Origin of the sequence: Acinetobacter sp. SA01 (assembly GCF_011319235.1) — a bacterium.
In the GTDB taxonomy this organism is placed as follows: domain Bacteria; phylum Pseudomonadota; class Gammaproteobacteria; order Pseudomonadales; family Moraxellaceae; genus Acinetobacter.
This window is the reverse complement of the sequence record NZ_WXXM01000001.1, coordinates 429,563-455,697: the sequence shown is the minus strand read 5'-3', so window position 1 is coordinate 455,697 and position 26,135 is coordinate 429,563. Positions and strand designations below refer to the sequence as shown.

The 26,135-nt window shown below is 42.2% G+C and carries 23 protein-coding genes; 13 read left to right on the top strand and 10 right to left on the bottom strand.

Translation table 11 applies throughout. The features are described from left to right. Positions 1 to 334: 334 nt before the first annotated feature. Positions 335 to 817: a hypothetical protein gene (locus GTU69_RS02270; protein WP_166167579.1), complete on the top strand. Its 483-nt coding sequence runs from the start codon at positions 335 to 337 to the stop codon at positions 815 to 817. Positions 818 to 1,011: 194 nt separating this feature from the next. Here the strand turns inward: GTU69_RS02270 and GTU69_RS02265 are convergent, their stop codons facing one another. Then, positions 1,012 to 1,797, bottom strand: a complete 786-nt coding sequence (locus GTU69_RS02265) for a crotonase/enoyl-CoA hydratase family protein (RefSeq protein ID WP_166167576.1) — start codon at positions 1,795 to 1,797, stop codon at positions 1,012 to 1,014. 222 nt (positions 1,798 to 2,019) lie between these two features. Between GTU69_RS02265 and pnuC the strand changes: the two genes are divergently transcribed. The 3 genes from pnuC (at position 2,020) to GTU69_RS02250 (ending at position 3,531) form a co-directional block, all read left to right on the top strand. Then, complete coding sequence (gene pnuC, locus GTU69_RS02260) at positions 2,020 to 2,604, top strand: nicotinamide riboside transporter PnuC (RefSeq protein WP_166167574.1); 585 nt, start codon at positions 2,020 to 2,022, stop codon at positions 2,602 to 2,604. A 17-nt stretch (positions 2,605 to 2,621) separates the two neighbouring features. Beyond that, complete coding sequence (locus GTU69_RS02255; protein WP_166167569.1) at positions 2,622 to 2,897, top strand: hypothetical protein; 276 nt, start codon at positions 2,622 to 2,624, stop codon at positions 2,895 to 2,897. A 136-nt stretch (positions 2,898 to 3,033) separates the two neighbouring features. Beyond that, entirely contained in the window at positions 3,034 to 3,531 is a 498-nt protein-coding gene (locus GTU69_RS02250) for a DUF2505 family protein (protein WP_166167566.1), read from the top strand. A gap of 181 nt (positions 3,532 to 3,712) precedes the next feature. Here GTU69_RS02250 and GTU69_RS17080 read toward each other — a convergent pair whose 3' ends face one another. After that, positions 3,713 to 3,916 carry an amino acid transport protein gene (locus tag GTU69_RS17080; protein ID WP_166167563.1) on the bottom strand — a complete coding sequence of 68 codons (204 nt, stop codon included), beginning with the start codon at positions 3,914 to 3,916 and terminating at the stop codon, positions 3,713 to 3,715. Positions 3,917 to 4,135: 219 nt separating this feature from the next. Here GTU69_RS17080 and def point away from each other — a divergent pair, with 219 nt between their 5' ends. The 3 genes from def to GTU69_RS02230 all read left to right on the top strand — a co-directional run bounded on the left by def (position 4,136) and on the right by GTU69_RS02230 (position 6,595). Next, the gene (gene def / locus GTU69_RS02240) at positions 4,136 to 4,615 is read left to right on the top strand and encodes a peptide deformylase (RefSeq protein ID WP_166167560.1); all 480 of its coding nucleotides are present in this window, start codon (positions 4,136 to 4,138) and stop codon (positions 4,613 to 4,615) included. Positions 4,616 to 4,698: 83 nt separating this feature from the next. Further along, positions 4,699 to 5,907 carry a GGDEF domain-containing protein gene (locus tag GTU69_RS02235; RefSeq protein WP_166167557.1) on the top strand — a complete coding sequence of 403 codons (1,209 nt, stop codon included), beginning with the start codon at positions 4,699 to 4,701 and terminating at the stop codon, positions 5,905 to 5,907. A 277-nt stretch (positions 5,908 to 6,184) separates the two neighbouring features. Further along, the gene (locus tag GTU69_RS02230) at positions 6,185 to 6,595 is read left to right on the top strand and encodes a DUF559 domain-containing protein (RefSeq protein ID WP_166167554.1); all 411 of its coding nucleotides are present in this window, start codon (positions 6,185 to 6,187) and stop codon (positions 6,593 to 6,595) included. A 16-nt stretch (positions 6,596 to 6,611) separates the two neighbouring features. Here GTU69_RS02230 and GTU69_RS02225 read toward each other — a convergent pair whose 3' ends face one another. Together GTU69_RS02225 and metH are read right to left on the bottom strand one after the other, a co-directional pair. After that, positions 6,612 to 7,637, bottom strand: a complete 1,026-nt coding sequence (locus GTU69_RS02225; RefSeq protein ID WP_166167551.1) for a DUF2971 domain-containing protein — start codon at positions 7,635 to 7,637, stop codon at positions 6,612 to 6,614. A gap of 254 nt (positions 7,638 to 7,891) precedes the next feature. Beyond that, positions 7,892 to 11,581: a methionine synthase gene (gene metH / locus GTU69_RS02220; RefSeq protein WP_166167548.1), complete on the bottom strand. Its 3,690-nt coding sequence runs from the start codon at positions 11,579 to 11,581 to the stop codon at positions 7,892 to 7,894. 780 nt (positions 11,582 to 12,361) lie between these two features. On the opposite strand from metH, the gene GTU69_RS02215 reads away from it, so the two are divergent. Beyond that, positions 12,362 to 13,981, top strand: a complete 1,620-nt coding sequence (locus GTU69_RS02215) for an inorganic phosphate transporter (RefSeq protein ID WP_205683423.1) — start codon at positions 12,362 to 12,364, stop codon at positions 13,979 to 13,981. A 310-nt stretch (positions 13,982 to 14,291) separates the two neighbouring features. On the opposite strand, the gene GTU69_RS02210 is transcribed toward GTU69_RS02215, so the two are convergent. Next, positions 14,292 to 15,842 (bottom strand): hypothetical protein, encoded by a 1,551-nt coding sequence (locus tag GTU69_RS02210; RefSeq protein WP_166167545.1) that lies wholly within the window; start codon positions 15,840 to 15,842, stop codon positions 14,292 to 14,294. Between the two features lie 233 nt (positions 15,843 to 16,075). Then, positions 16,076 to 16,693 (bottom strand): rhomboid family intramembrane serine protease, encoded by a 618-nt coding sequence (locus tag GTU69_RS02205; protein ID WP_166167542.1) that lies wholly within the window; start codon positions 16,691 to 16,693, stop codon positions 16,076 to 16,078. Between the two features lie 158 nt (positions 16,694 to 16,851). Between GTU69_RS02205 and nfuA the strand changes: the two genes are divergently transcribed. After that, a complete protein-coding gene (gene nfuA / locus GTU69_RS02200; RefSeq protein ID WP_086195944.1) occupies positions 16,852 to 17,490 on the top strand; it encodes a Fe-S biogenesis protein NfuA in 639 nt (212 codons plus the stop codon). Positions 17,491 to 17,591: 101 nt separating this feature from the next. On the opposite strand, the gene GTU69_RS02195 is transcribed toward nfuA, so the two are convergent. Together GTU69_RS02195 and GTU69_RS02190 are read right to left on the bottom strand one after the other, a co-directional pair. After that, complete coding sequence (locus GTU69_RS02195; RefSeq protein ID WP_166167539.1) at positions 17,592 to 18,599, bottom strand: hypothetical protein; 1,008 nt, start codon at positions 18,597 to 18,599, stop codon at positions 17,592 to 17,594. A 15-nt stretch (positions 18,600 to 18,614) separates the two neighbouring features. Beyond that, positions 18,615 to 19,568: an alpha/beta hydrolase gene (locus tag GTU69_RS02190; RefSeq protein ID WP_240921576.1), complete on the bottom strand. Its 954-nt coding sequence runs from the start codon at positions 19,566 to 19,568 to the stop codon at positions 18,615 to 18,617. Between the two features lie 384 nt (positions 19,569 to 19,952). Here GTU69_RS02190 and GTU69_RS02185 point away from each other — a divergent pair, with 384 nt between their 5' ends. Further along, the gene (locus GTU69_RS02185) at positions 19,953 to 20,567 is read left to right on the top strand and encodes a carbonic anhydrase (RefSeq protein ID WP_166167533.1); all 615 of its coding nucleotides are present in this window, start codon (positions 19,953 to 19,955) and stop codon (positions 20,565 to 20,567) included. Between the two features lie 28 nt (positions 20,568 to 20,595). Here the strand turns inward: GTU69_RS02185 and GTU69_RS02180 are convergent, their stop codons facing one another. Then, positions 20,596 to 21,225: an arylesterase gene (locus GTU69_RS02180; protein WP_166167530.1), complete on the bottom strand. Its 630-nt coding sequence runs from the start codon at positions 21,223 to 21,225 to the stop codon at positions 20,596 to 20,598. An 11-nt stretch (positions 21,226 to 21,236) separates the two neighbouring features. On the opposite strand from GTU69_RS02180, the gene GTU69_RS02175 reads away from it, so the two are divergent. Together GTU69_RS02175 and GTU69_RS02170 are read left to right on the top strand one after the other, a co-directional pair. Beyond that, positions 21,237 to 21,965, top strand: a complete 729-nt coding sequence (locus GTU69_RS02175; RefSeq protein ID WP_166167527.1) for an ABC transporter ATP-binding protein — start codon at positions 21,237 to 21,239, stop codon at positions 21,963 to 21,965. A gap of 1 nt (position 21,966) precedes the next feature. Beyond that, positions 21,967 to 24,447 carry an FtsX-like permease family protein gene (locus GTU69_RS02170; RefSeq protein WP_166167524.1) on the top strand — a complete coding sequence of 827 codons (2,481 nt, stop codon included), beginning with the start codon at positions 21,967 to 21,969 and terminating at the stop codon, positions 24,445 to 24,447. A 33-nt stretch (positions 24,448 to 24,480) separates the two neighbouring features. Here the strand turns inward: GTU69_RS02170 and GTU69_RS02165 are convergent, their stop codons facing one another. Next, positions 24,481 to 25,293 (bottom strand): rhomboid family intramembrane serine protease, encoded by an 813-nt coding sequence (locus GTU69_RS02165; RefSeq protein ID WP_166167521.1) that lies wholly within the window; start codon positions 25,291 to 25,293, stop codon positions 24,481 to 24,483. A 79-nt stretch (positions 25,294 to 25,372) separates the two neighbouring features. On the opposite strand from GTU69_RS02165, the gene mtgA reads away from it, so the two are divergent. Beyond that, positions 25,373 to 26,047 carry a monofunctional biosynthetic peptidoglycan transglycosylase gene (mtgA, locus tag GTU69_RS02160; protein ID WP_166167518.1) on the top strand — a complete coding sequence of 225 codons (675 nt, stop codon included), beginning with the start codon at positions 25,373 to 25,375 and terminating at the stop codon, positions 26,045 to 26,047. Positions 26,048 to 26,135 lie beyond the last annotated feature (88 nt).

The following is a 26,135-nucleotide window of genomic DNA, read 5'->3' as shown; positions in this document are numbered from 1 at the left end:
GCTTTTTCCTTGTTTTTAGGCAATAAAAAAGGCCGCTATTGAGGCGACCTTGGGGTATTTTTTACTTAGTGATTTATTCTAAATCATCATCAGGGTACAGTTTCCAAGGCACCTCATGTAAAAACTCCACACGTCGTGAACCGGCCTGGTTGACCTGAAGATCCCAAGTGAGACAAGTGACAAGCGTATATTGAGCAGATGAAGAAATAGGGAACATGAGTAAAATTCCTTGGCATTCTTTTTTATAACATAAAATTTTAAAAATCGTATAATTTTTATTCAAATTGTTTATATAATATAAAAATAATAATTATTTATTCATGAGAGTGACGCTATGGTGAAAATACTCTTGGGGCTATGTGTTTGCATTGGACTGATTGTCCTTTGGAAAATATTTTTAAAAATTCAGATCAATCAACATTTACAGCAATTTAGAATTAAGCAGCTCGCCGATTTAATCAAACCCGATGCGACCTCGGCACAGCCCTTATCCACAGCACAAGCGCGGGTAGATGAGGTGGAAGAATATGAACAACAGCTGTTTGATGATGTCTGCCAGATATTTTTTGAACGCCATCTGACCGAACGCAACTTAAGTCAGGCCATCGGGGTTCAAGAAGGTGTGTTAAGAAAATTGCCTGCCAAAGCCCAAACCCGGATTCGTCAGCTGGACTTGGGCGAATGGTCGGTTTACTGGACTTTCTATGACCAGTCTTTAGAATATTATGTCGGACGTTATGGGGTATTTTATACTCATATTGACCGTTTCGGTTGTGAGCATAAATGTGAATTCAAGGAACAGCATAGCCATGCCTGACTGAAACTATTCCTCTTGACTTGAATACACAAAAATAAAAATCCCCAAAATTATATGCTTTTTATACTGCTGTTGATATCGCTGAACAGGCAGCTGGACTGTGAGATTAAAAGGACTGCTTTATCACTGCTGCTTGTGATTTGGCATGGCAAACTCGTGTTATGACTGGAGTCAGACGACACTTGGCTATTTAATTATCGGCCTTTAAATTCAGGGGCGCGGCGTTGCAGCATGGCCATGACACCTTCTTGTACATCCTGAGTTTTAAGCAATGGAGCCAGATGTTGCTGTAAATGGGCAAATGCAGTTGCAGCACCCTGTTCAGCTGCTTCTTTGGCAGAAGCTAAGGTTGCCTGAACGGCCAGTGGAGCAGCCTGAGCAATATGTTCCGCCAGTTCAATGGCACGTTGTAATGGCGGTTCAGGGATAATTTCACTAATCAGGTTTAAATCCAGTGCTGTTGCTGCATCAAAGTGATCGCCGGTCAGTAAATAGCGCATGGCTTTGGACCAGCCCGCAGCCTGTACAAAACGCACGGTTGCACCGCCAAAGGGTAAAATGCCACGCTGTACTTCCATTTGTGCGAACTGGCAATTGTCCTGCGCAATGACGATATCGGCATTCAGCATCAACTCGATGCCTGCTGTATAGCAAATACCTTGTACCGCCACAATCACCGGTTTCTTGCGTGCTCTTGAGGTCGTGCCCCAGGGATTAATTTGTTCAGGATCAAAATCAAATACACCTGTTTCTAGTTTGGGTTGTAACTCGATCAAATCCAGCCCGGCAGTGAAATGATCACCATGGGCAAAAATGACTGCACAACGCAATTCCGGGTCATCTTCATATTCAGTTAAGGCCAGTGACAGATCATGAATCATATGGCTATCAAAGGCATTTCTTTTGGCAGTACGGTCGAGGCCAATCAGCAACAGAGACCCACGGATTTCCCGGCTGACTTTTCCTTGTTGTTGTGACATTGTTCTTCTTCCAGATAGACTGTTTTCTAAGTTTTTAAACGATGGTTAGAAAACTGTCAAACCTGTGCACTCCAATTTTTGAATGCTGTTGAAATTGCACAATCTGAAGATAAAAAAACTGTGGTAATGGGCGAGCAATGGGACAAAATAGACATAATTTATCTTGCGTTCAGGGCTTTTTTTTTCATAATAGCAACACCTGTTCGCTGGTTGATTATTGCCATGTCACCTCTAGAAATTGTTGCGGTTATTATTAGTCTGATTGGGGTGACACTCACCATTAAACGCAATATGTGGTGCTGGTGGTTTAACTTTGCAGCCTTTGTGCTGTATGCCTATCTCTTTTATCAATTCAAGCTCTATGGCGAAACCATCTTGCAGCTCTTTTTCATCGTGGTGAACTTTTATGGATTCTATCATTGGCTGAAAGGAAAGCAGCAAGATCATGAAATTCGGATTGAGCCGATCGCCACAAAAACAGTGATTTTCCAAATGTTACTGGCCGCGATTGGCGGTTTAATTTTCGGTTTAACGCTAAAGCATTTTACCGACGCTGCTGTGCCTATGCTGGATTCACAACTGGCTGCATTTAGTCTGCTGGCCACCTATTGGACCAGCCGTAAACATATTGCCACCTGGGTGTTATGGGTTTTTGTCGATATTATTTACGTCGGCATGTTTATTTATAAAGACTTGTTCTTAACCGCTGCTTTGTATGCGGCTTTTGTTGGTCTGGCAGCTTTTGGCTGGTGGCAGTGGGAGCAGGTGAAAAAGAAACAGGCTTTGACTCAGTTCAAAGGTGTTTAAACCCTGAGGAGTGATGCATGCTGATCGACTTTACTCAATATCAGTTGTGCAGGTTTGACGAACTGGCAGCCCGAATTCAAGCCGAGCCGGAAAAATATCTCAACTTTGATTCTGTTTCTGACTTTTATAAAGCGGCCTGGTTGCAGGATTTTCCTCAAGGCACAACCTGGACTGCTACAGGTCTGGATGATGGTGCCGAACAGTTTGATGTCATCATTGAGTATCGCGGTCATTTTCTTCGTATTTCTTGTGGTGAAAAAACCGCTATTCACAGTGGCATCTATGCAGAATAGTGTTGTATAGAGGGTCAATGACAACAGCTTTAAGATTTAATTAAATAAAGAGCTATAAAAATAGGCTAGATCAGTGATGATCGAATGGTTTAGAAAAATTTAAAACAACCACTAGAAAAACAAAGGATTATAAAATATGGCACATCGTTTTACTGTGAATTCTACAATTCAGGGTGTTTCAATTGATCAGTTCAAGCGACTTGTAGCAAATACAGCCTTACACGAGGCAGTATGCCGACGTATTCCCGGGGAAAAACTGGAAATTATTGAATCGAAAACAAGCGGTGATATTTACACTTTACGCCGTGCCTATAACCTGGATGTCAACATTCCAGACATAGCGAAAAAATTCCTTAAAGATGCATTTCGAGTCAAACGTACCGATGTTACCGATTTAGCCGCATTAACTTCAAATATTACCTTGGGCGCAAATATGCCTTTAGAAGCGAATTGCGAACGTCTGGTGACAGGAGATGAGCAGCAAATTCACATTAGTCTGAATTGGCATGTCAAAGTAAAAGTCCCTTTGATTTCAGCTATGCTGGAAAAACATGCCGAAACAGAAATTCGTAAATTTAGCCAGCTGGAAATCCAGATCGTTGAAGATGAGTTAAAGAAAAGTTTAGTCGCTTAATCCATAAAAAGCCCTTCAACTGAAGGGCTTTTTTATAGTTAATCTATAGCCAAATAACGCTATAACATCACTTTTTTCATTCTTATGTAGTTTGCCAATAGGCTGGTAGTAATAGAATAGTCCCGGTCAAAACCCCAGATATTTTCATTTTATGAATAAATCAACCTGATCTGTCACTTAATTAAAGCCGGATAAAGTAAGGAGCAATAGACAGAACAACACCAATTGTGGTCAATAGGCCAGTACTTTCTATAAAATAGGGGAAAATCATCAGAACCAAGCCACAGATCCAGGGCATGACCGCTTTTTGCTTTTTCCCATACAAAAAATAGCCTAAGCCTATAGAACTAAAAAGTACACCGAGCAGGAGTTGGGCAGTTGTCATATTTTTTATTGATAAAGAAATTTGGCAAATAATAAGCAGGAAAAATTAAAAGGGGCTTAAAAGTTTGAGCATTTCGCACAGCATAAATCATTCATAAATGTGCAATAGAAAGTTTAAAACTGAATATCATCCAGCACATTTTGGGGGTAATATTTCTATAGAATTTTGAATTGAAAAAGATAGTGATTCTGGCGTTCTCGCTGGGTAAGGAAAAAATAGATGAGCACCATTTTACCTGTAGCAGAGCGTGGTGAAAGCATTTTGACGTTAACAGCGGCAGAAGTGGCAAAGACTGAGTTGAATAGTCCTTGGCTAAAAGAACTTGCAGAAGCCATGCATGCCACCATGTTGGCACGCAACGGGGTAGGGATTGCAGCCCCTCAGGTCTATGTGTCAAAACGGGTCATTATTGTGGCTTCACGTCCGAACCCGCGTTATCCCGATGCACCTGAAATGGATGTGCTGGTGATGGTAAACCTTGAAATTCTAGAAAAATCTGAGTTGACGGTTTGGGGCGAAGAGGGCTGTTTAAGTGTACCGGATGAACGTGGGCAAGTCGCTCGTGCTGAAAGCATTAAGCTGCGTTATTGCACTTTAGAGGGTACAGCGGTAGAAACGACCTTGAGTGGTTTTCCTGCCCGAATTGTGCAACATGAAGTAGACCATTTGGATGGAGTGCTGTTTATCGACAGGATATAAGCATATATTGTTTGTTTTTTGTACTTTTGGTATAATTTTGAGCTAATAAAAAATCTATAAATTATAAAGATACAATAACGAACATGAAATTTTTTAGAAAAATATTCAGGCTGACTTTTCATTCCTGGGGCAGAGTCAAGTTTCATTTATTTGAATCCGATAATTTAATTATTAACTGGTCCAATTTTGACAAGGGCATATTGCTCTGCTTTTTTGGAGCATTTTGCCAAGTCAGCGCGATTAAATGGTATCTGTTTAGTTGCTATTCAGAAGAAAATCGGGTCTGGATTAATCATGACTTTTTTTTCGTCCGTATTAGTACGGTAGTCGCCACCTTAATTGTTTTTATCGGCATGATTGTGCTTAGCCACAGATATAAACACAATGCAAAATTCCGTCAATTTATTGCCTATTTTTCACCGGTGTTTTTTGGTGCCGTGATGATTTATGCAGGCTATACCGTGGGTATGTTTAGTCCTGCAACCATTGCCGGTTTTGTCAATATTGTGCTGATTGGCCTGGTTTATTATTCACGTAAAATGATCTATGGCATCGCCCTTTTTGCTTCTATTTTTACTATTGTTATCAGTTATTTAACTTTTAATGGGGTCATTCGCTATGCACCTGTGTTCAGTGATAACCTGACGCATAGCGAGTTTTATCATAATCCGTTCTGGATCAAAAGTATGGCTGAGGTCTATCTCCCTATCTTGCTCACTTCAATTTTATTTTTTGAAATTTTGCTCTCGCAGTGGCGCCGTCGTGAAATGAAGATTAAAAAAATGAGTCAGACCGATGCGCTGACCAATGTATTTAATCGTCGTTATATTGGGGAACAGCTCAGTACCTTGGAAAGCAGGAAAAAAGCGACCTATGCCGTGGTGTTGCTGGATTTGGACTATTTTAAAAAAATTAATGATGATTATGGTCATGAAACCGGAGATGCTGTTTTGCAGCGTGTAGCCACCATTTTATGTACCACAACGCGAATACAGGATGTGGTGGGGCGTTTTGGTGGTGAAGAGTTTATCCTGATTTTAAAAGATCAAAATCTGCAGCAGGCGATCGAGATTGCAGAACGTTGTCGCAAAATTATTGAACAGGAAGAATTTGAGCTGGAAACAGGGAAAATTTTAAAAACCAGTGCCAGTTTTGGGGTAGCCCTTTCTCAGGCCAATGCCAAAAAAGAACACATCATTCGTATGGCAGACCGGGCTTTATATTTAGCTAAACAAAAGGGACGTAATCAGGTGCGGAATTATTTAGAGTTAAACTTAAAGCCTGCTGTTTAAGGTGCTTATTCTTTAATGGTGTATTGATAATAGTCTTATGCACATTTCAACAACGATGTTTTCAGTACCGTTCATGAGTTTCTTCATTGGAGTACCAATAGTCATTGATTTTGGATTGATTGGGTAGAAAAGGGCAATTATTAGGAACACTTTTACTAGATTAAATCCCTCCCGACCTCCCTTTAAAAAGGGAGTAGTAGTCACGTAATTTAATTGATAAACGAAAGTCCCCCTTTGAAAAAGGGGGATTTAGGGGGATTATAAAGAGAGAATAAAAATGAAAGTCTACAATAAGAATTTAAAACAAGCCTCGCGTGACTTACGAAACAACATGACTGAAGCAGAAAAGCTATTGTGGTCAAAACTTCGTGGCAAACAGATTTTAGGATTGCAGTTTTATCGGCAGAAACCAATTTTTAATTACATCGTGGATTTTTATTGTCCTGCTGCCAATTTAGTGATTGAGTGTGATGGTAGTCAGCATTTTACTGAGGAAGGACTAGAGGCGGATCGTATTCGTGATGAAGCTTTGGCTGAGTTGGGATTAAAGGTGCTTAGGTTTGATAATGGGCAGATCGTGAAGCAGTTGGATAATGTGGTGGAGCAGGTTTATCGAGCTTGTGTGAAAGAATCCCCCCTTTTTAAAGGAGGACTTTGCACGAATTTGATTTCGGTAATAGATTCGTGATATTTCTCTCTTTTTTTTAAAGGAGATTAGATAATAACGACAAGTCATCAATTTTGTCGTATTCTTCGTCAATTTGCTGTTTCGAGTAATGTACTGTATGTGTTAACCAGTCATTTTTTTGGGTCTTATATTGAGCAAAAAATATAGGATGATTTAGCGTGCTTTTTGAATGACTTAGATCAACATAACTAACTTCAATACAATCAGTTTCTCGACGAATGATTTCGGCTAATTTATCTAAATATGGGCTAAACTCTTTGTATTCTGATTTTAGTGTGGAAGGATCAACAGCCCGTTCAGCTATAGGTGCTATCGAGTATTTATATCTTTTTTTAGTAGGAAATTTATCTTCAATTTGGATAGCATCAAGTTGAAAGGAATTAGGTTTTAACTTCATTTTAAAGTATCGAATATTTCTACCTTTCATGGTGTCCATAATTTTTGTTATTTCAGAATCAGACATTCTGAGTCCGAAATATATGGATTTAACAGCTCTATAATCGTAACTATTTAGTCCATAATTTTCTGTAATAATTCTGAGTTCATTTTCATATTCCCATTTTTTGGCTTTATAACCTAACATCATTCTTATTAGTGAATTGTCATCTCCTTTCGATAATATATCCGATAGGCTTATATTGGGAAGATTGTCAGTATAAGTGACATCAAAATACCTGTGTTTCGGATTTTGTCCTTTAAGTAACTTATTTAACTCATATTCAATACAAAAACCTTTATGGCTATCAGCATAATGAGCCCAAAGTAGTTCATCATTATAATTTTTACTTAACGAAAAGATTCCCAATTTTTGATCTTTCATATCAATGATATTTTGAAAACATTGATTTAGCATAACTGTATGCTTTGCTTGTTGTGGAAAAATTAATTTTAAGGTTTCTATCTGTTTTTCATAGTTATTGATAGATACAAGTCCTTCACAAGGGTCATTTAATTGTTGCGTATTAGATGCCCAAAATTGATCTTTTTGTAAAGATTCTAAATCTCTTTTGAAAGCCCCACCACGATATTTGTAAACTAACATATTGCTTCTATTTTGGTTGTTTTAGTTAAATATATCGCATACTTATTCAATTTTGAATCCCTCCCAGCCTCCCTTTAAGAAAGGGAGGAGCTATCACGTAATTAAAAGGATACGTGAAGTCCCCCTCTTTGACCTTGCGCCATATATGGCTCAGGATTAGGGGAGAGTTAAAAGAAAAATCCCCTCACTTGAGGGGATTTTTTAATTCGATAAAAATGGATTTTCCCCCCTTTATTAAAGGGGGTTAGGGGGGATTAAACCACCGAATCATCCAAATTAGGCGCTAACCAGCGTTTCGCTTCATCCAGTGTCCAGCCTTTACGCTTTGCATAATCCTCAAGCTGGTCGCCTGCAATTTTACCCACGTTAAAGTACTGTGATTCTTGGTTGGCATAGTAGAAACCACTGACAGATGAAGGTGGCCACATTGCAAAGCTAGAAGTCAATTGCGTACCAATCTTGTCTGTAGAACCTAACCAGTCAAACAACGGCGCTTTTTCAGAGTGTTCAGGACAAGCCGGATAGCCCGGTGCAGGACGGATACCGACATATTTCTCTTTAATCAACTCTTCATTCGACAACTGTTCAGATGCCTGGTTGCCCCAGAACTCTTTACGGATACGTTCATGCAAGTGCTCTGCAAAAGCTTCGGCAAAACGGTCACCCAAAGATTGCACTAGAATGGCAGAGTAGTCATCGCCTTTGGCTTTGTACTCATTTGCCAATTCTTCTGCACCGAAGATCGAAACGGTGAAACCGCCCAAGTAATCCTCTGCAACGCCTTTAGGCGCAACAAAGTCCGCCAATGACAAGTTTGGTTTGCCTGTCACTTTGTCAGACTGCTGACGGATATGCTGGAAAGTATGCGTAACAGTTGCGCCAGTTTCGTCATACACTTCAACACTGTCTGCACCTGAACGGTTAGCAGGGTAGATGCCAAATACCGCACGCGCATCAAAGCGTTTATTGTCGATAATATCTTTCAGCATTTTCTGCGCTTGTTCATACAAGTCAGTTGCAGCTTCACCGACCACTTCATCTTTAAGAATGGCAGGGAACTTACCTGCCAGACTCCACGAAATAAAGAACGGTGTCCAGTCAAAATATTCAACCAAAGTTTCCAGAGGATAATGGGTCAGCATTTGCGTACCAATGAAGTTTGGCTTCACAGGTGCGTTGGCTGAAAAGTCAATTTTCAAGCCATTTTCAACCGATTCAGCATAAGACAGTTTTGCAGCTTTCGGCTGTTTGTTGGCAATACGCTCACGCACTTTTTCATATTCAGCGCGAGTTTCCTCAACAAATTTCGGCTTCATCTCTTTAGACAGCAGGGTAGTTGCTACACCCACCGCACGTGAAGCATCAGCTACGTAAATGACGGCATCATTTGAATATTGCGGATCAATTTTCACCGCAGTATGCGCTTTCGATGTAGTTGCACCACCAATCATCAGCGGCACATTGAAGCCTTTACGCTGCATTTCTTTGGCAACGAAGACCATTTCATCCAAAGACGGGGTAATCAAGCCAGAAAGACCAATAATATCAACCTTCTCGTCAATGGCCGTTTGCAGAATCTTCTCGCACGGTACCATCACACCAAGGTCGATGATGTCATAACCGTTACAGCCCAATACTACGCCAACAATGTTCTTGCCGATATCATGTACGTCGCCTTTTACGGTCGCCATCAACACTTTACCTTTAGACTCACCACCCGATTTTTCTGCTTCGATGTACGGGTTCAACCAAGCTACGGCTTGTTTCATCACACGCGCAGATTTTACTACCTGAGGCAGGAACATTTTGCCTGAACCGAACAGGTCACCGACCACGTTCATGCCATCCATCAGTGGACCTTCAATCACATCCAGCGGACGTTTTGATTTTAAACGCGCTTCTTCGGTGTCTTCATCAATAAAGGTGGTGATGCCTTTGACCAGTGCATATTCAAGGCGTTTTTCAACTGACTCGTTACGCCATTCAAGGTTTTCAACGGCTTTTTGTGCACCGGCCTGACCGCGATATTGTTCAGCCACTTCAAGCAATTTTTCCGTAGCTTCCTGACCGCTTTTGCCCTGGTTCTGGTTCAGGATCACATCTTCAACCGCAGCTTTCAATTCGGCAGGGATGTCATCGTAAATCGCCATTTGACCAGCGTTTACGATCCCCATGGTCATGCCTTGCTTGATGGCATGGTAAAGGAATACCGAGTGAATCGCTTCACGAACAGGCTCGTTACCACGGAATGAGAACGATACGTTGGACACGCCGCCGGAAATCATGGCATGCGGAAGGTTCTGTTTAATCCAGCCAGTCGCTTCAATGAAGTCCACCGCATAGTTATTGTGCTCTTCAATACCGGTGGCTACTGCGAAGACGTTCGGGTCAAAGATGATGTCTTCAGCCGGGAAGCCGACTTCATTGACCAAAACATCGTAGGAACGCTTACAGATTTCACGTTTACGTGCGGCAGTATCGGCCTGACCATCTTCGTCAAAGGCCATCACGATCACGGCTGCGCCGTACTGACGGCAAAGGCGTGCTTTATGGACAAACTCGTCATAACCTTCTTTCAGTGAAATCGAGTTGACGACCGGTTTGCCTTGTACGCATTTCAAGCCCGCTTCAATGATTTCCCATTTAGATGAGTCAATCATGATGGGCACACGTGAAATTTCAGGTTCCGACGCGACCAGATTCAGGAAGTGCACCATGGCACTCTGTGAATCGAGCATGCCTTCATCCATGTTGATGTCGATAATTTGCGCACCGGCTTCAACCTGCTGCTGTGCAACTTCTAAAGCTTCGGCAAAGTTTTCTTCACGAATCAAACGCAGGAATTTTTTCGAACCGGTGACGTTGGTCCGTTCACCGACGTTGACGAATAAAGATTCTTCTGTGATGTTAAATGGTTCTAAACCGCTTAAACGGCAAGCTGGTTTGGTTTCAGGAACCTGACGTGGCTTGATGTCTTTTACCGCATTGGCAATGGCACGGATATGATCCGGCGTGGTACCGCAGCAACCGCCAGTAATGTTGATTAAACCGCTCTCGGCAAATTCTTTCAGGAAGGCAGCAGTTTGTTCTGGAGTCTCATCATAACCACCGAAGGCATTTGGCAAGCCTGCGTTTGGATGGGCAGATACGAATACATCGGCAACGTCAGACACCGTTTTTACGTGTGGACGCATGGCATCTGCACCAAGAGCACAGTTAAAGCCAATTGATAACAAATCACCGTGACGAACTGAGTTCCAGAATGCTTCTGCGGTTTGGCCTGTTAATGTACGGCCTGAAGCATCGGTAATGGTGCCTGAAATCATCAATGGCAATTCATAGCCAATCTGGTTAAAGACTTCTTTTACTGCAAAGATCGCCGCTTTACAGTTCAAGGTATCAAATACGGTTTCAATCAGCAGAATATCTGCACCGCCTTCAATCAGCGCATGCGCCGCTTCGATATAGTTTTCTTTTAATTCATCAAAGGTGATGTTACGGAAAGCAGGGTCATTTACATTCGGTGAAATCGAACAGGTACGCGATGTTGGTCCAAGTACACCGGCAACAAAACGCGGTTTGTCTGGGGTTGAATACTTTTGGCAGGCTTCTTTGGCAATACGTGCCGCTTCACGGTTAATTTCCGGAACCAGCTCTTCCATGTGGTAATCCGACATAGAAACACGTGTACCGTTGAAACTGTTGGTTTCAATAATGTCGGCACCCGCTTCAAGATACGCTTCGTGAATACTCTGGATAATGTGCGGCTGCGTCAACACCAAAAGGTCATTGTTGCCTTTCAGGTCAGATGCCCAGTCAGCAAAACGCTCACCACGGTAGTCAGCTTCTTCGAGTTTGTGACGCTGAATCATGGTGCCCATCGCACCATCAATGATCAGAATCCGTTGAGCGAGCAGCTCTTTTAGGGTGGCAAGCGTGGACATAAATAACCCCAATCCGGTGGAATATAAAATCGGCAAATATATTAACAGAATTCAATCCAGTTTTATTGATATTCGCAGGCCAGGGGCACGCACTATATATTAGGTTGTTGAATAATTAGACATATTTGTTGCCAAGTATAATGAGGGGCTGTTGACATTTCATAAATGGCTTGCGTTGTAGGCTAAAATTGAGCAGACAAGGAATGAAATGCAAAGAATGGTGGTTCCATTTTTAAATTTCATGACGAAGTCTGAGATAATTTTAGCCACAACCTGAGCCAGAACAAAGCACTGCTTTGTTTGCAGCGCAAGGCGCAGCTGGGGACTAGAGTATTTTTTGATGCTACGTCGTTGTGAACTACGCATTTAGAATGACTAAATTTCGTATTTCACGCCTCGTATCCTCTAAAAAATACTCGTAGTCGCAAACATAGACGAATTGTCAACAGACCCTAAATATAAATGCTTGGAATGCTTCACGAATTTGTCATATTAATCAGGCATGATGGAAAATAGGCAATAGGCAGGAGCAAATATGACAATAAATATGAATTTATATCAGATAAGCTGAAACATTGATTTTCAAAATAAATAACAGTGAATTATATATTCTAACTAATTGATTTATTTTATTAAAGTGAAATAATTTGATGGGTTTTGGTGAGTGCATAACAGTAAATAAAGTATGAAAAACTGCTTTATATGACAGCTCTTTGTCATATAATTGTCACAATTAAATTGAACAATAAGGGGATTTTATTATCCCTTTGAACCGTCTGCATGAATTCTAATATTCCTCCCGTCCAAGATCAGGTGCCATCAGCACCAGCGAAATCGACGAATGTGCATGTTGCTACACCGAAATTTTTTATGCCGGTGTTTCTCACGGTTATTATTTCAACTTTAGTGTATATCGGTTTTCAGCTTTCGACCGATTTGGCGCATGTGCCAGCATTAAGTTTATATTCCGTTATTCTTTTGGCGACTGCTTTATTAATTGCTTTAGGCTTTGAATTTGTTAATGGTTTTCATGACACGGCCAACGCAGTCGCAACTGTTATTTATACCAATGCCTTATCTGCACCTGTAGCTGTCATGTGGGCAGGCTTCTGTAACTTCCTAGGGGTAATGGTGGCAAGTGGTGCTGTTGCTTACGGCATTATTGCTTTATTACCTGTAGAGCTGATTATGAATGTCGGTTCAGGCGCAGGCTTTGCCATGGTTTTTGCCATGCTGATTGCTGCGATTCTCTGGAATTTGGGTACCTGGTTCATGGGTATTCCGGCATCAAGCTCACATACCCTGATCGGTTCGATTTTAGGTGTGGGTATTATGAACTACCTGCTTCATTCAGGCGCTGGCGCAAGCGGTATAGATATGGAACAGGTGATGAAAGTAGGCAAAGCACTGCTGTTTTCTCCGCTGATCGGTTTTGCTTTTGCTGCTGTCCTGTTTTTACTGGTGAAAAAAATCTTCCGTAAACAGTTAGAGCTCTTTCATCCGCCTGAAGGTAACAAGCCGCCGCCACCTTTAATTCGTGCGATTTTGATTTTCACCTGTACTGGTGTGAGTTTCGCGCATGGTTCAAATGACGGTCAAAAGGGCATGGGCTTGATTATGCTGATTTTGATTGGTTGTGTGCCCTTGGCTTATTCTTTAAATAAGAATTTAGACAGTGCACATATTCAGTCTTTTGAGCAATTGTCTCAGCAAACGGCTACTGCTATTTATCCGCAGCATGAAAATATTACGGATGCTCAGGCACGTGCTGTCATTACCAAATATATTCAAACCAAAGAAGTGAACCCTGAAGTGGTTCCTGCTTTAGCGAGCTTGACAGATCATTTAGGCGAACGTGTTGCCAAATATGATGATATTCACACTATTCCAGAGGCTGAAGTTTCTGCGATCCGCAATGATATGTATCTCAGCACGACTGCATTTAAGCGTTTAGATAAAGCTGAGCAGCTTCCTGAAATGTCAAAAGATCAAAGCAAGTTAGTTAAAGAATATCGTAAAAATTTGGATTCATTCCTTCAATACATTCCAACCTGGGTGAAAGTGGCTGTTGCCCTGGCATTAGGTCTGGGTACGATGGTGGGCTGGAAACGTATTGTAGTCACTGTAGGTGAACGTATTGGTAAAAACCATATGACTTATGGTCAAGGCATGTCAGCCGAACTTGTTGCGATGACTACTATTGCTGCAGCAGATGGTTTTGGTATGCCTGTATCAACCACACATGTTTTGAACAGTGCAGTTGCAGGTACCATGGTAGCCAATAAATCAGGTTTGAATTTGCAAATGGTACGTACGATTTTATCGGCATGGGTCTTCACTTTACCAGCGACCATCTGTTTATCTGGTGGTTTGTACTGGCTATTCTTACAGTTCGTTTAGGACGTCTGTTAGAAACAAAAAACGCTGCAATTGCAGCGTTTTTTGTTTCTAATGAATACTTGGTTTTTAAAAAAATAAACTCTTTCTGGATGAGCAGAACTAATCATCTTTTAAAAAGAGAAAAGTTCTTCCTCCCTTTGGGCGGAGGTTAGGTGGAGGGTTTTATTAATATATGTACCTTTTAGTACAGTAAAAAATGACTTCTCCCTTGCGTACTCAAAATATATTCTGAGGATACTCATCCCTTAGAAGGAGAGGGACTAAAATGAGAGGACAATAAAAATATTCATCAAGAGAGAAAAATCCACCCTTATTTCTTAAATTTGCCTAACACTCGCTTAATCGGTAATTTTTCGTTGGCAAAGCCATACAGTGCGGCAAAAGGCAGAGCAGTGCGTGCCAAATAAGGCACACGCCACAATCCGCCATGGTTGGCGCCTTTCATCATCAGTTCCAGCGGATGATCCAGATGGGTTTCCGGGTTTGCAACCGACTCTGGATGACGCAGGTCATAAATCCATAAGGCAGCCATTAAGGCATTGGTGGTTTCAGGGCTAAAAGATTCCACATCGAACAGGCTTGCACCATTGAAGGCCGCTTTCAATAACGGATTTTTGGTCACTGAATGGGTCGTGGTAGACGGCGCAATATTGATACTGACCCGTTGTCCATAATGACGCGCCAGTGTTGCACGCCACTGCTGGATCCGTTTGGCCAAAGCATAGTTTGGGCCTTGCTCGACCACCAGACAGTCCGCAATGCCATATTCCTGACCATTGTCGGAAGGAATGAGCATATGTAGATTCTGCTGGAAAAAACGCTTGGCGGTAACGGCTGAAATGCCTTTACTCATAAGCTGCCGGACTTTGGAACGACATTGGAACTTGTCGTAAGATGCTTCAACGACTTCCTTCGGAATGGCATAGACATCGGTTGGTGTACACATGAACATCAAACTGGTATCCGATTTTTGCTCACTGACATATTCCATGATGCTGTCCATGGCCATGGCAACACGGACATGCTTTTCACCATCGAGATAGGCAATGGCAGCCAGGTCAAGCTGACGTTCACTTTGGCTTAACCAATGGGCAATTTCAGGGGTTTGGGTGAGTAAATCTGCGCCTAATTTTTCTTTCAGCACTGTGCTTGAGGTATCTTCTGCCAGTTTTTCCGTGCAAGGCGCATAAAGTGTGGCATTTCCTTGCTGAATGGTGTTGAGGATTCTGTCCCACACCTGGGTATTGGGTAAATCTACTGCGACAATATTGGCTTTCCAGCGTGCCAGCCAGGTCAGCGGACCGGCTTCAGACCCTGCACCAAATAGCACCATGGTACGGTCAGAAAGATCAAACCATTCCGGATGTGCCTGTGCCGTACGCAGGGCATCGGCGTGGCTGCCTTCGATAATGCCTGCATCTTGCCAGATCTGGATTTGATTCAGTAAAGCCTGGCCTTGTAATTTTTGCCCTTTATAAGGGACATACCATTCTGGTGCAGCATCACTTTCACCTTTGAGCTGAATGGTATACAAGGTGGCGGTATCAACATCTTTCATGATGTCTTTCAATAAATAGCGTTGACCATCACGATAAAAGTCAAAGCTATGATGGGCTTTATGCAAGCCTTGTTTGGCAATAGTAATAGAGTTGTTGATGGTGTGAATGCCTTGTTCCACCAAAGCCTTGAAGTAAATCGGATAGTTCTTGCGCCAATTTTTTTCGGCAAGTGCATACATCGATGACTTGTTGTCGACTATAGACAGGGCTTCAGCAATAATTTCTTTGCCTGTTTGTGAGGTACTGGCCTTTTTGCTGGTGGGATTAATCGGGAATTGAAGACCATTTAATGAAGTGGACATGCAAAAGATCTCTTTTTTTTGCGCATTAATATACAGATGTCTACATTATCTATGCCAAATTGATTTGAGGGGTAGCATTTAATGACAAAATTATGTAAATATTCTTTTGGAAATAAATAATAAAAAAGGAGCATTGCGCTCCTAAATAGTTAAATGTTAGCAATATGCCTTATTGAGCAAACCTGCAATTTTTTAAGCATATATGCAGGGTGATTCTATCCTTCTCAGTATCCTTAAAAAGGAAATTGCATCAATTTATTTAAAAAGTGGCCAATCAGCCGTGGTTCAATAATAATGGTCATGATTACGCCATAAGCTGCGCCCCATAAATGTGCACTATGGTTGATATTGGAATTGCCGCGTTTACCTGACCAGACGCTATAAGCGACATACAGCACGGCAAAAATAATCGCCGGTACGGGAATAAAAAACACAAAGATCAATTTCCACGGTTCAAACAGAATATAGGCAAAAAGGACCGCAGACACTGCACCAGAGGCACCCAAGCTGGCCCAGCGATGATCATTTTTATGTTCTAAATAACTTGGAATAATTGCTGCAATCAGCCCGCCCAAATAAAATAGCACAAAGCCTAGATCGTACATATATTGCCGATAAAAACTTTCAATCACGCTGCCAAAAAAGAACAGGGTAATCATGTTGAATAACAGGTGAGTCCCATCTGCATGCACAAAACCATGGGTAATAAAACGATCATATTGTCCACGCTGCATCGCGGGTGGCCAGAAAATGAGTCGGCTCATGACTTTCTGGTTTGAAAATGCAATCAGCGAGATAATAACGGTAATAAGAATTAGTGTAACGGTATGGTTAAAAGGTAAATCCAACATAAAAGCAAGTTCTACATTTCAAAATTTATCGTTCATAATGCCATTAAATGGCAGCTTAAGTGGAACTTTCACAATAAATCCGACAATTTTAGTTGAATTTATGAAATTACCCCGCATCTTCAGTTAAAATGGACACTTCAGCTTGAGGAAAAATTGTTATGTCGACTGAGAACACCAGCACTGCAGTTGTAGAAGAGATTCCAAACTTATTGATTACTCCGACTGCTCAAGAGTATTTAAAGGATTTGTTAGAAAAGCAAAACACACCCGGTATTGGGGTGCGTGTTTTTGTGGAAAATCCTGGTACGCCACGTGCTGAATGTTGCATGGCATATAGTGCACCTGACGAAGTTGTGCCAACCGACTATAAACAGGATTACCCGGATTTCCCGGCATTTATTGATACTCCGTCAATTCCGTATTTGCTGGATGCTGTAATTGATTACAATAAAGACCGTTTTGGCGGTCAATTAACCTTCCGTGCACCTAATTCAAAAGTACCACGTGTCGGTCCGGATGCATCGGTAGAAGAACGTATCACTTATGTGCTTCAGTCCGAAATTAACCCGGGACTTGCAGGACATGGTGGTAACTGTGCACTGGTTGAAGTGGTTGAAGATGAAGAACACGGTTTAACTGCAGTACTGAAATTTGGTGGTGGCTGCCAGGGTTGTTCATCAATTGATTTAACGTTAAAACAGGGTGTAGAAACCACCTTGAAACAGCATGTTCCTGAATTGATGCGTGTGGTTGACCAAACCGACCACAGCAACACCGAAGGTGCTTATTTTAAATAAGACCGAATAATTTCAAAAAATAACCTCCAGAATGGAGGTTATTTTTTATATGGGGGATAAGAAAGCTACATCATGCGACTTTTTTATTTATATAGTTCTTATTAAGCATCAAGATTTAAAATTTTCTGTGCAGTTTCGGCATAATAAAATTTCTCTAAATAGGCTCTGGCACGTTCACGTAGATAGGCAGATGAAACCAGTTTTTGCACGACAGGTGCCAGCAACTGCTGCAATTCATGTTGAATCAGGGCTTCATCAATATTCAGATCACGCAGTAATAAATCAAAAGGGCGTTCCTGATTGCGGATATACCAGGCATAGACACCATCATGAACCTGCTGTTTCAGGTAATCCGTTTGACGGATGTGATCCCAGATTTCATGGCCTAAATTCACCGTGTTACCGAGATCCTGAACTTCAATATAATTTTTCAGTACCGTTAAAGGCATATCCTTGACTTTATGCCAAAGGTTGGCCTGGAAATGATAGAGCTTTTCGTTATCAAAGTGCTGATTCAGAACATGCTCACTCATTTGGCTCAGTTTTAAAATATTCTTTTGCAAATAATGTGCAATGGTTTCATCCAGATTTGAATCGGTCACTGTTTCTAACACCGATTTGCCCATTTTCATAAAACGCGACACGCCAGGCACCCGTTTGGCCATGACTGAATTATCCATATAGTCTTGAATGGAGTGCTGAATGAGCTGGGTAATCATGGCGGAAAAAGCAGGATTATTGACCACCTTTTTAATCAAGCGTTGACGGTGATCACTTTTGCCCGCGACATATTGGGCAATTTTGTCGATGGTTAAAACCGGAATGACATCCGCGATTTTAGTATCTTCATTAAGCGAATGAACCAAGGCAAAATGCAGATGCTCAGCGATTTGTTCAATCAAAAAGCTACTCGCTGGCGTGGCTAAAATCTGCTTTTGCAAAAGTGTATTAATTTGCTCAAAGGACCAGATCTGTTGCAGTGGCTGTTTTCTAAACCATTGATAAAAATTCAGGAATTCGGTTTCAATCGTGGCAGTATGTGAAAACTCTTGTTCTAAAAAGTCAAGATGAGCTTCAATTAACTGCTCAATCATCGGATGTTTTTGCATACTGTCTCGAAAAAATTAATTTAATGGAATAAGTTTATCCGCAAGCGGGTTTTTCATCTTCTGGGTTTTGGCAAGAAAAGGTAAATAATGTGCTGCCACTTCCTGCTCTGCTTCCAAAATTGGCATATGTCCCACATTGTTAAGAATGACAGGAGCCTCGGCGCGTTTCAATAACGATTTTAATTCATTTGCCACTTCGACATTAATAATCTTGTCCTGTTTACCCCAAAGAATCAGGGTAGGTGCTTCCACCGTTCGAGTCAGACGGGCAAAGGATTCTGGCGTATAAATGCGGTTTAGTGCCACCAGCTGATCAATCAGTTTGCCATTCTTTGCTGCCTGAGTAATCAGGTAGTTCTCTTGGGCAGATTTTACGGCCTTAGGTAAGCTGGGTGGATTTTGCATGACCCGATGCATCACCTGTTCAAGATCGCCAGGTTTGGACACAATCAGCTGTTTCAGGGTCAGCGGATCTTTAGAATAACGGGTATTGGCCTGGGTATAAATACCGGCGCTATTGAGCAGAAACAGGCTTTGCGTATCAAACGGATATTGTGATGCATACACAGTGGCAATCGATCCACCCAGGGAATGTCCGGCCACATTCAACTTATCTTCGACATCAATGGCTTCGACAAAACGACGCAAGTTTTCTGTTACATTGGGTACAGAAGCATCAAAATTTTCAGGTGTTCTGGTTTCACCATTATTGGGTAAGTCGGGAATCACCACATGATAGTAAGGCGTTAAAAAATGAGCCACCCGATTCCAGTTGTCGCGATTTCCGGCTAAACCATGAATGAGCAGAATGGTCGGTTTTTGCCGTGAACCCCCTTCATTATAGGCCCAGGTAATCTCACCGACTTTAATGGTTTTAGCTTTTAAACCCGCTTCACTGCGCTCCTGGATCAGATAGTTTTGTAAATTTATTTTTTCTATATTCACTTTATTGTTTTGAGCCATAGTCATGCCTGTAAAACAGCAGGCACTCACCAAACAGAGGTTGCGTACAAATCGAGCAAAATTTGAACCAGGCTGTGTCATTGACGATCATCCTTGAAGACTCATGACGATAATATTTATAAATCAGGAATAAAAATATTTAATTTCAGACAGCATTTAATTTTTTTAAAATGTCTGTAGTTTATTGTAAGTATTATTAAAGAAATGTCACTGAATTGTTTTTTGAACTCGGTAACCTGAAAGCTTTAAAAATGTGAACCGTGTCATTTTTTGAAGCTAAATAAAAATATTTTCTCAGGTCATTATAAACTGTAGAGCTATGTTTTTTGCAAGTGACTTTCGGTTTTGATGGCATTAAAATATTGCAACTTAAAACATTGGAAGACCAGCATGCTAACAGCAGAAGAAGCTTTGGATCGTTTAAAAAAAGGGAACCAGCGTTTTGTAAACGGTGAAACAACCCATTTGAAGCTTTTGACTCACCAACAGCGCGCAGAAATGGCCGAAAGCCAAGACCCATTTGCGATTGTTTTAGGTTGTTCAGATTCCCGCGTACCGGCTGAAATGGTATTTGATCAGGGGCTGGGTGATTTATTTGTTATTCGTGTAGCGGGTAATATTGTTGCGCCATCTCAAGTGGGAAGTGTCGAATTTGCAGCAGAAAGCTTTCATTGCCCTGTAGTGATCGTATTGGGTCATACGCATTGTGGTGCCATTCATTCCACCATTGATGCTTTGACCAATCCAGCAGCTCCACCATCAGCAAACTTGATGTCGATTGTCAACCGAGTACGTCCTTCAGTTGAAATTTTAATGCAGACTGAACTTAAAGATGATCTGGATAAACTGTCTAAACATGCGGTACGTTCCAACGTTTTTGCATCGGTGAATCAGTTGCGTCACGGGTCTGCGGTATTGGAAAATCTAATTGCCCAAGGCAAATTAAAAGTGGTAGGTGCAGAATATTCACTTGAAACGGGTGAAGTGGTTTTCTTTGATTTTTAAGTAAAAATCAGGATTCATAAAAGGCGCTTTATAAAGCGCCTTTTATATAGGGATAAGCATTGTTCAACAAGATGCTTTGGGCAGATGCATTAGGATGAACCAGATCGGCCTGCATCAGGTTTTTTTTGCCTGCAACCCCTTCTAAAAAGAACGGCAACAATTTTACCTTATGTTGTTGACTGACAATCTTATAATTTTTTTCAAAGGCTTTGCTATAAGCTGTGCCATAATTGGGCGGAATCTTCATTCCAAAAACAATCACTTTTGCTTTTGCCTTTTGACTTTGCTGCACTAAAGTTGCCAGATTTTTTTGAATCAACAGCGGTGGTTGACCGCGCAAACCATCATTTCCGCCCAGTTCAATCACCACAATATGTGGCTTATGTGTTTGCAGCAATTTCGGTAAACGCGCCACAGCACCACTGGTGGTTTCACCGCTGACACTGGCATTGACCACTTTATGCTGTTTCGGATACTGTTGGTCTAGACGTTTCTGTAATAATGCTACCCAGCCTTGCCCTGCCTGTAGGCCATAACCTGCACTAATACTGTCACCCACAATCATAATGGTTTTCGCAGATGCCATGACCGGGCTAAGACCCAGACTGAGCATGGCCAGGCAAGCCCATACAAGAGTTTTCAGATTGCGATTTTGCATATAGGAATTTTATGACCTACGTTAATAGCGACCATTCCATCATGCCACAAGTGATTATCTCTGCACAGCAGCTTAGCCAAAAGATCAAATTTGCCCAAAAAGAGCTCAGCATTTTTGAAAATCTAAGCTTTGATATTTATTGTGGTGAACAGGTAGCGATTACCGGAAGATCCGGCTCGGGTAAATCGACCTTGCTGGGTATTCTGGCCACGCTGGATCAGGCCAGTTCAGGAACATTGCAGGTATGCGGGCAATCGATTGGTGAATTGAATGAAGAACAGCGTGCATTGGTGCGCTTAAAAAATATCGGTTTTGTGTTTCAGTCCTTTCAGCTGCTACCGCACTTAACGGCGGTTGAAAATGTTATGTTGCCGCTACGCTTACAGCAAAATTTTAACTTTGCTGCAGCGGAAAAAAAGGCTTTGGCCTTGCTGAAAAAAGTCGGCCTGGAACGTCAGGCCATGCAAACTCCCAAAGTACTATCCGGTGGTGAGCAGCAAAGGGTAGCGATTGCCCGTGCCTTAATCAGCGATCCACAAATTATTTTTGCCGATGAACCGACCGGTAATCTGGATGCGCAAACCGCCAAGGAAATTGAACAACTGTTGTTTCAGCTGAATCGTGAGTTTGGTACCACGCTGGTGCTGGTCACTCATGATTCAACATTGGCCCAGCAATGCCAGCGTCATTTTGAGTTGCGCGATGGTCATTTGATCGAACATGGCTTGGGAGAGAACTGAAATGAATCGATTATTTCGGCCCTTGTTGACGCAAAGCTTTAAAAGTAGTGGTGTTTATCTGCTGATTATTGCCTTGACCCTGGCGATTAGTGCCACCACTGCACTGAAATTTAGCAATGAACAGATTCAGAATGCCGTAGCCTTACAGGCCGCAGAAATGCTGGCAGCTGACCTGGTGCTGAGCGACAATCAGCCACTGGAACAAAAGTGGCAGAATCAGGCCAGACAATTAAAACTGCAACTATCCCAAGTCACCGCTTTCAGTTCAATGGCGCGTACCGATGATCAATTTGTCATGGTTAATGTCAAAGCCATCGATCAGGCATTTCCCTTACGCGGCGAGCTTCGGGTGCTGCCCCAGGCCCAAACCATCCAGCCCGGTGAGGTCTGGATGAGCCCACGTGCCATGGATTTATTGCATGTTAAATTGGGTGACCAAATCAATATTGCAGATGGTCAGTTTAAGATCACGGCAAAAATTGTGCATGATTCCAATCAGGAACTGGGCTTTTCTGGTTTTTCACCGACGGTGATGATTTCCGGTAGCGACGTCGCCAAAACCAATGCCATCCAGGTGGGTAGCCGTGCCGAGTATCGTTTGTTAATGGCGGGTGATCCAGAGCAAACCAAGCAGTTTGAACAAGATTTTAAGCAACAGCAGCACGCGACCTTGCCGAAAGCAGCACATGATGCACCAACGCAGGATGAGCAAAATAGCCTCAGGTTAAGAAATGCCAGCGAAGGTAATACCCGTTTAATGAAACCGATTGCCAATCTGGATACTTTCCTGCAGCTGAGCAATATCTTGACCATTTTGCTGTGCGGGATTGCGATTGCCCTGACCAGCCAGCGTTATGTACAACAAAATCAGGACAATATTGCATTGATGCGTTGTATCGGTGCGACACGGGGACAGATTCTCAATGCCTATCTTACTTTGCTAGCCGTGGTTTTGCTGGTCGCCATGCTGATTGGCAGTCTGGTGGGTGTTGCTTTGGGTTACGGTTTGCTGCAATTGATGCTGCAACTGATTCCAAATTTACAGATTGCATTTTCAGCAGGAGAGATGCTGCTGGGACCATTACCGATTGCCATGCTGACCAGTGCCGTGGTGCTATTGGGATTTATTGTGCCCAGCTTATGGCAATTGCTCAATACCCCGCCGATTCGGGTCATTCGCCAGCAAGAAAAGTCAGTACAATCCATGCTCTGGATGTTAATTATGGGCACAGCCAGCTTGGCACTGTTCAGTATCGTATTGACAGAAAATATCGTGCTCACTGCCTGGGTGATGGGGGCGATTGTATTGCTGTGTACACTGCTCTATGTATTGATCTGGGGCTGTTTAAAGTTCATCAAAAAACTGAAAGGGGCAATTTCAGCCTATGTGCGGGTGCCGTATCAAACAGCTTTTCAAATTACAGCCTTGGCACTTGGCCTGAGTCTGATGACAGTGTTGACCGTGTTGCGGACAGATTTGCTGGAACGTTGGCAACAGCAATTGCCGGAAGGCACACCGAATCAGTTTGTGTATGGTCTGCCACCCTTTGATATGCCAGCCTTCAAAGCGCAGATTAAGCAACATGGATGGCCAAGTACGCCTTTATATCCCAATATTCGTGGCCGATTGGTGGCGAAGAATGATCAGCCCTTTGCAGCAGATCTGGTCAAAAGCAACAATTCTTTACGCCGTGAACTGAATTTAACCCAAACCACCGAATATCCGGCTGACAATATCATCGTGCAGGGCGCGGCAGCCTTGAAACATCCCGGTGAGGTGTCAGTTGAAGCCAAAATTGCAGAGGAGTTGAGCATCAAAATCGGTGATCAGTTGACTTTCAGCCTGCCTGAAGGTCAGATTCAGGCCAAAGTGGTGAACTTGCGCAGTGTGGAATGGGAAAGTTTTAGTCCGAATTTTTTCTTTATTTTCGCCCCCAAAACCATGGATGAAAATGCAGGCAGCTATTTAGGCAGTTTTTATGTACCGGAACAGGATAAAAACCAGATGGTTGCGCTGATTCAGCAATTCTCTAACACCGTTTTTATTGATGTCAGCCTGATTCTGGATGAGGTCAAACGTCTGGTGAATGTGCTGGTACAAATTGTTACCATTCTGGCACTGTTGGTTAGTGTTTCGGGTATTCTGGTGTTAATAGCCTGTTTAAACCTGTTGATGGATGAGCGTAAACGTGAAGTGGCTTTACTACGTTCATTTGGCAGTTCCAAACAAAAGCTCAAGCAGATGATGACCCTAGAAATTGGTTTTATGGGATTCATGGCAGGAATCGTATCTTGCCTGTTTGCCGAAGTCATCAGTGCCATTGCCAGTTATAAAATGAATTTGCTGATTCAGGCACACTGGCAAATCTGGCTGATTTTACCCATACTGATGACGCTACTGTGCGCGCTGATTGGACGTTATCGTTTGAGTTATCTGTGTGATATTCCGCCACTGCAAAGTTTACGTGAGATGAATCAATAGCAGATTCATCTTCAGTAGACAAAATTCAGGGCATTAAAAATGCAGTTGTGCACGCATGGCAGCCAATATTTGCCGCCAAACCGGTTCCAGAATCTGGACTTGCTGCATGCAGTAAGCATACAGTAGATAACAGCTGATGATGCCTAGCGCCATGCTTACTACAAAAGCCAAATTGGGTTTATGTATTCTTTGTCCCGCATACCAGATTGCTGTCAGCACCGCACCCATCAACATGCCGCCAATATGTGCGGCATTGTTAATTCCGGCGATGGTAAAGCCAATTAACAAATTGATGCCCATAATCATCAGCAGGCTTTTTTTATCTAGAATAAAACGTTGTTTCGGTAATAGGGGGAGTAGGGATAAAACAGTCAATGCACTGCCAATACCCATCACGGCACCTGATGCACCGGCACTGACGGTGGGAAGAAACTTAGGATCATTGCTTTGCAAGAGTGCAAAGGTATTTTGAATATCAATGAAACCGCTGAGTAAACTGCCCATCAGACCGGCAAGAATATAAAGTCCCAGATAATAAAACCGGCCTAAAAGCTGCTCAGCCACACTGCCAAAAATATACAGTGCCCACATGTTTAGCATCAAATGAATTAAGCCAAAATGAAAAAACATGCTTGTAAACAGGCGAGTGGGTTCCTCTAAAAAGGTTAAAGGTGCATAATCAGCACCCCAATGAATCGCATCGACCAGACTTGGAGTCGTAATATTGACTCCACTCAGGACTTGCCAGAGAAATAAACCGACATTGATGGCAATAAAAACTGCCGTCAGCCACCAAAGATGAACTTCAGGTTTGCTTTGAATGGGAGGGGGAGAAAGTTCGGCCATGCTATTCTTTTATAATCTTTGCTATATTCAGCTTCAAGCTTAGCACGAAAAAAACAGATTTTTGGAGTAACTCACTGACATGAAAGCTTTTATTGTTCGTAGTTTGTTAATACTTGTCAGTCTGGTGCTTTTGGTTCAACTGTGGATTTTTTCAAGTTTGCTGTGGTGGCGCACCCATGCGGTGGATACCACCATGATGATGCGTCTGGATTATTGGTCCGAACCTTCGAAACCGATTAAACATGAGTGGCGTGATTATGATCAGATCAGTGATTATATGAAACATGCCGTGGTTGCTGCGGAAGATGGAAAGTTTTTGCAGCATAAAGGTTTCGACTGGGAAGGCATGCAATTCGCCCTGGAACGCAACAAAGACAAGGGTAAGGTGGTAGCCGGTGGTTCAACCATTTCCCAGCAACTAGCCAAAAACCTGTTTTTATACAATAAGCGTTCCTTCCTGCGTAAAGGACAGGAAGCGGTTGCCACCTGGATGATGGAACGCATGTGGTCAAAACAGCGTATTCTGGAAGTCTATCTCAACTCGGTAGAATTTGGCGACAATATCTATGGCATAGAAGCGGCCACCCAGCATTATTTTGGTAAAAGTGCGCGTAGCCTGAGTCGTGAACAGGCGGCATTTTTAGCAGCCATTTTGCCTAACCCTAAATATTACCAAGATCATCAACATGATAAAAAATTACAATATCGTAAACGCATGATTCAAAAATATATGCGCTATAGCCATATTCCCTAATTTAGGATTTATTTTCAAAAAGCCTGGTGATTTGGGCTTTTTTTTATGAAATTGTCATAAATTTGAAGCATACTTATGAAGATATGGA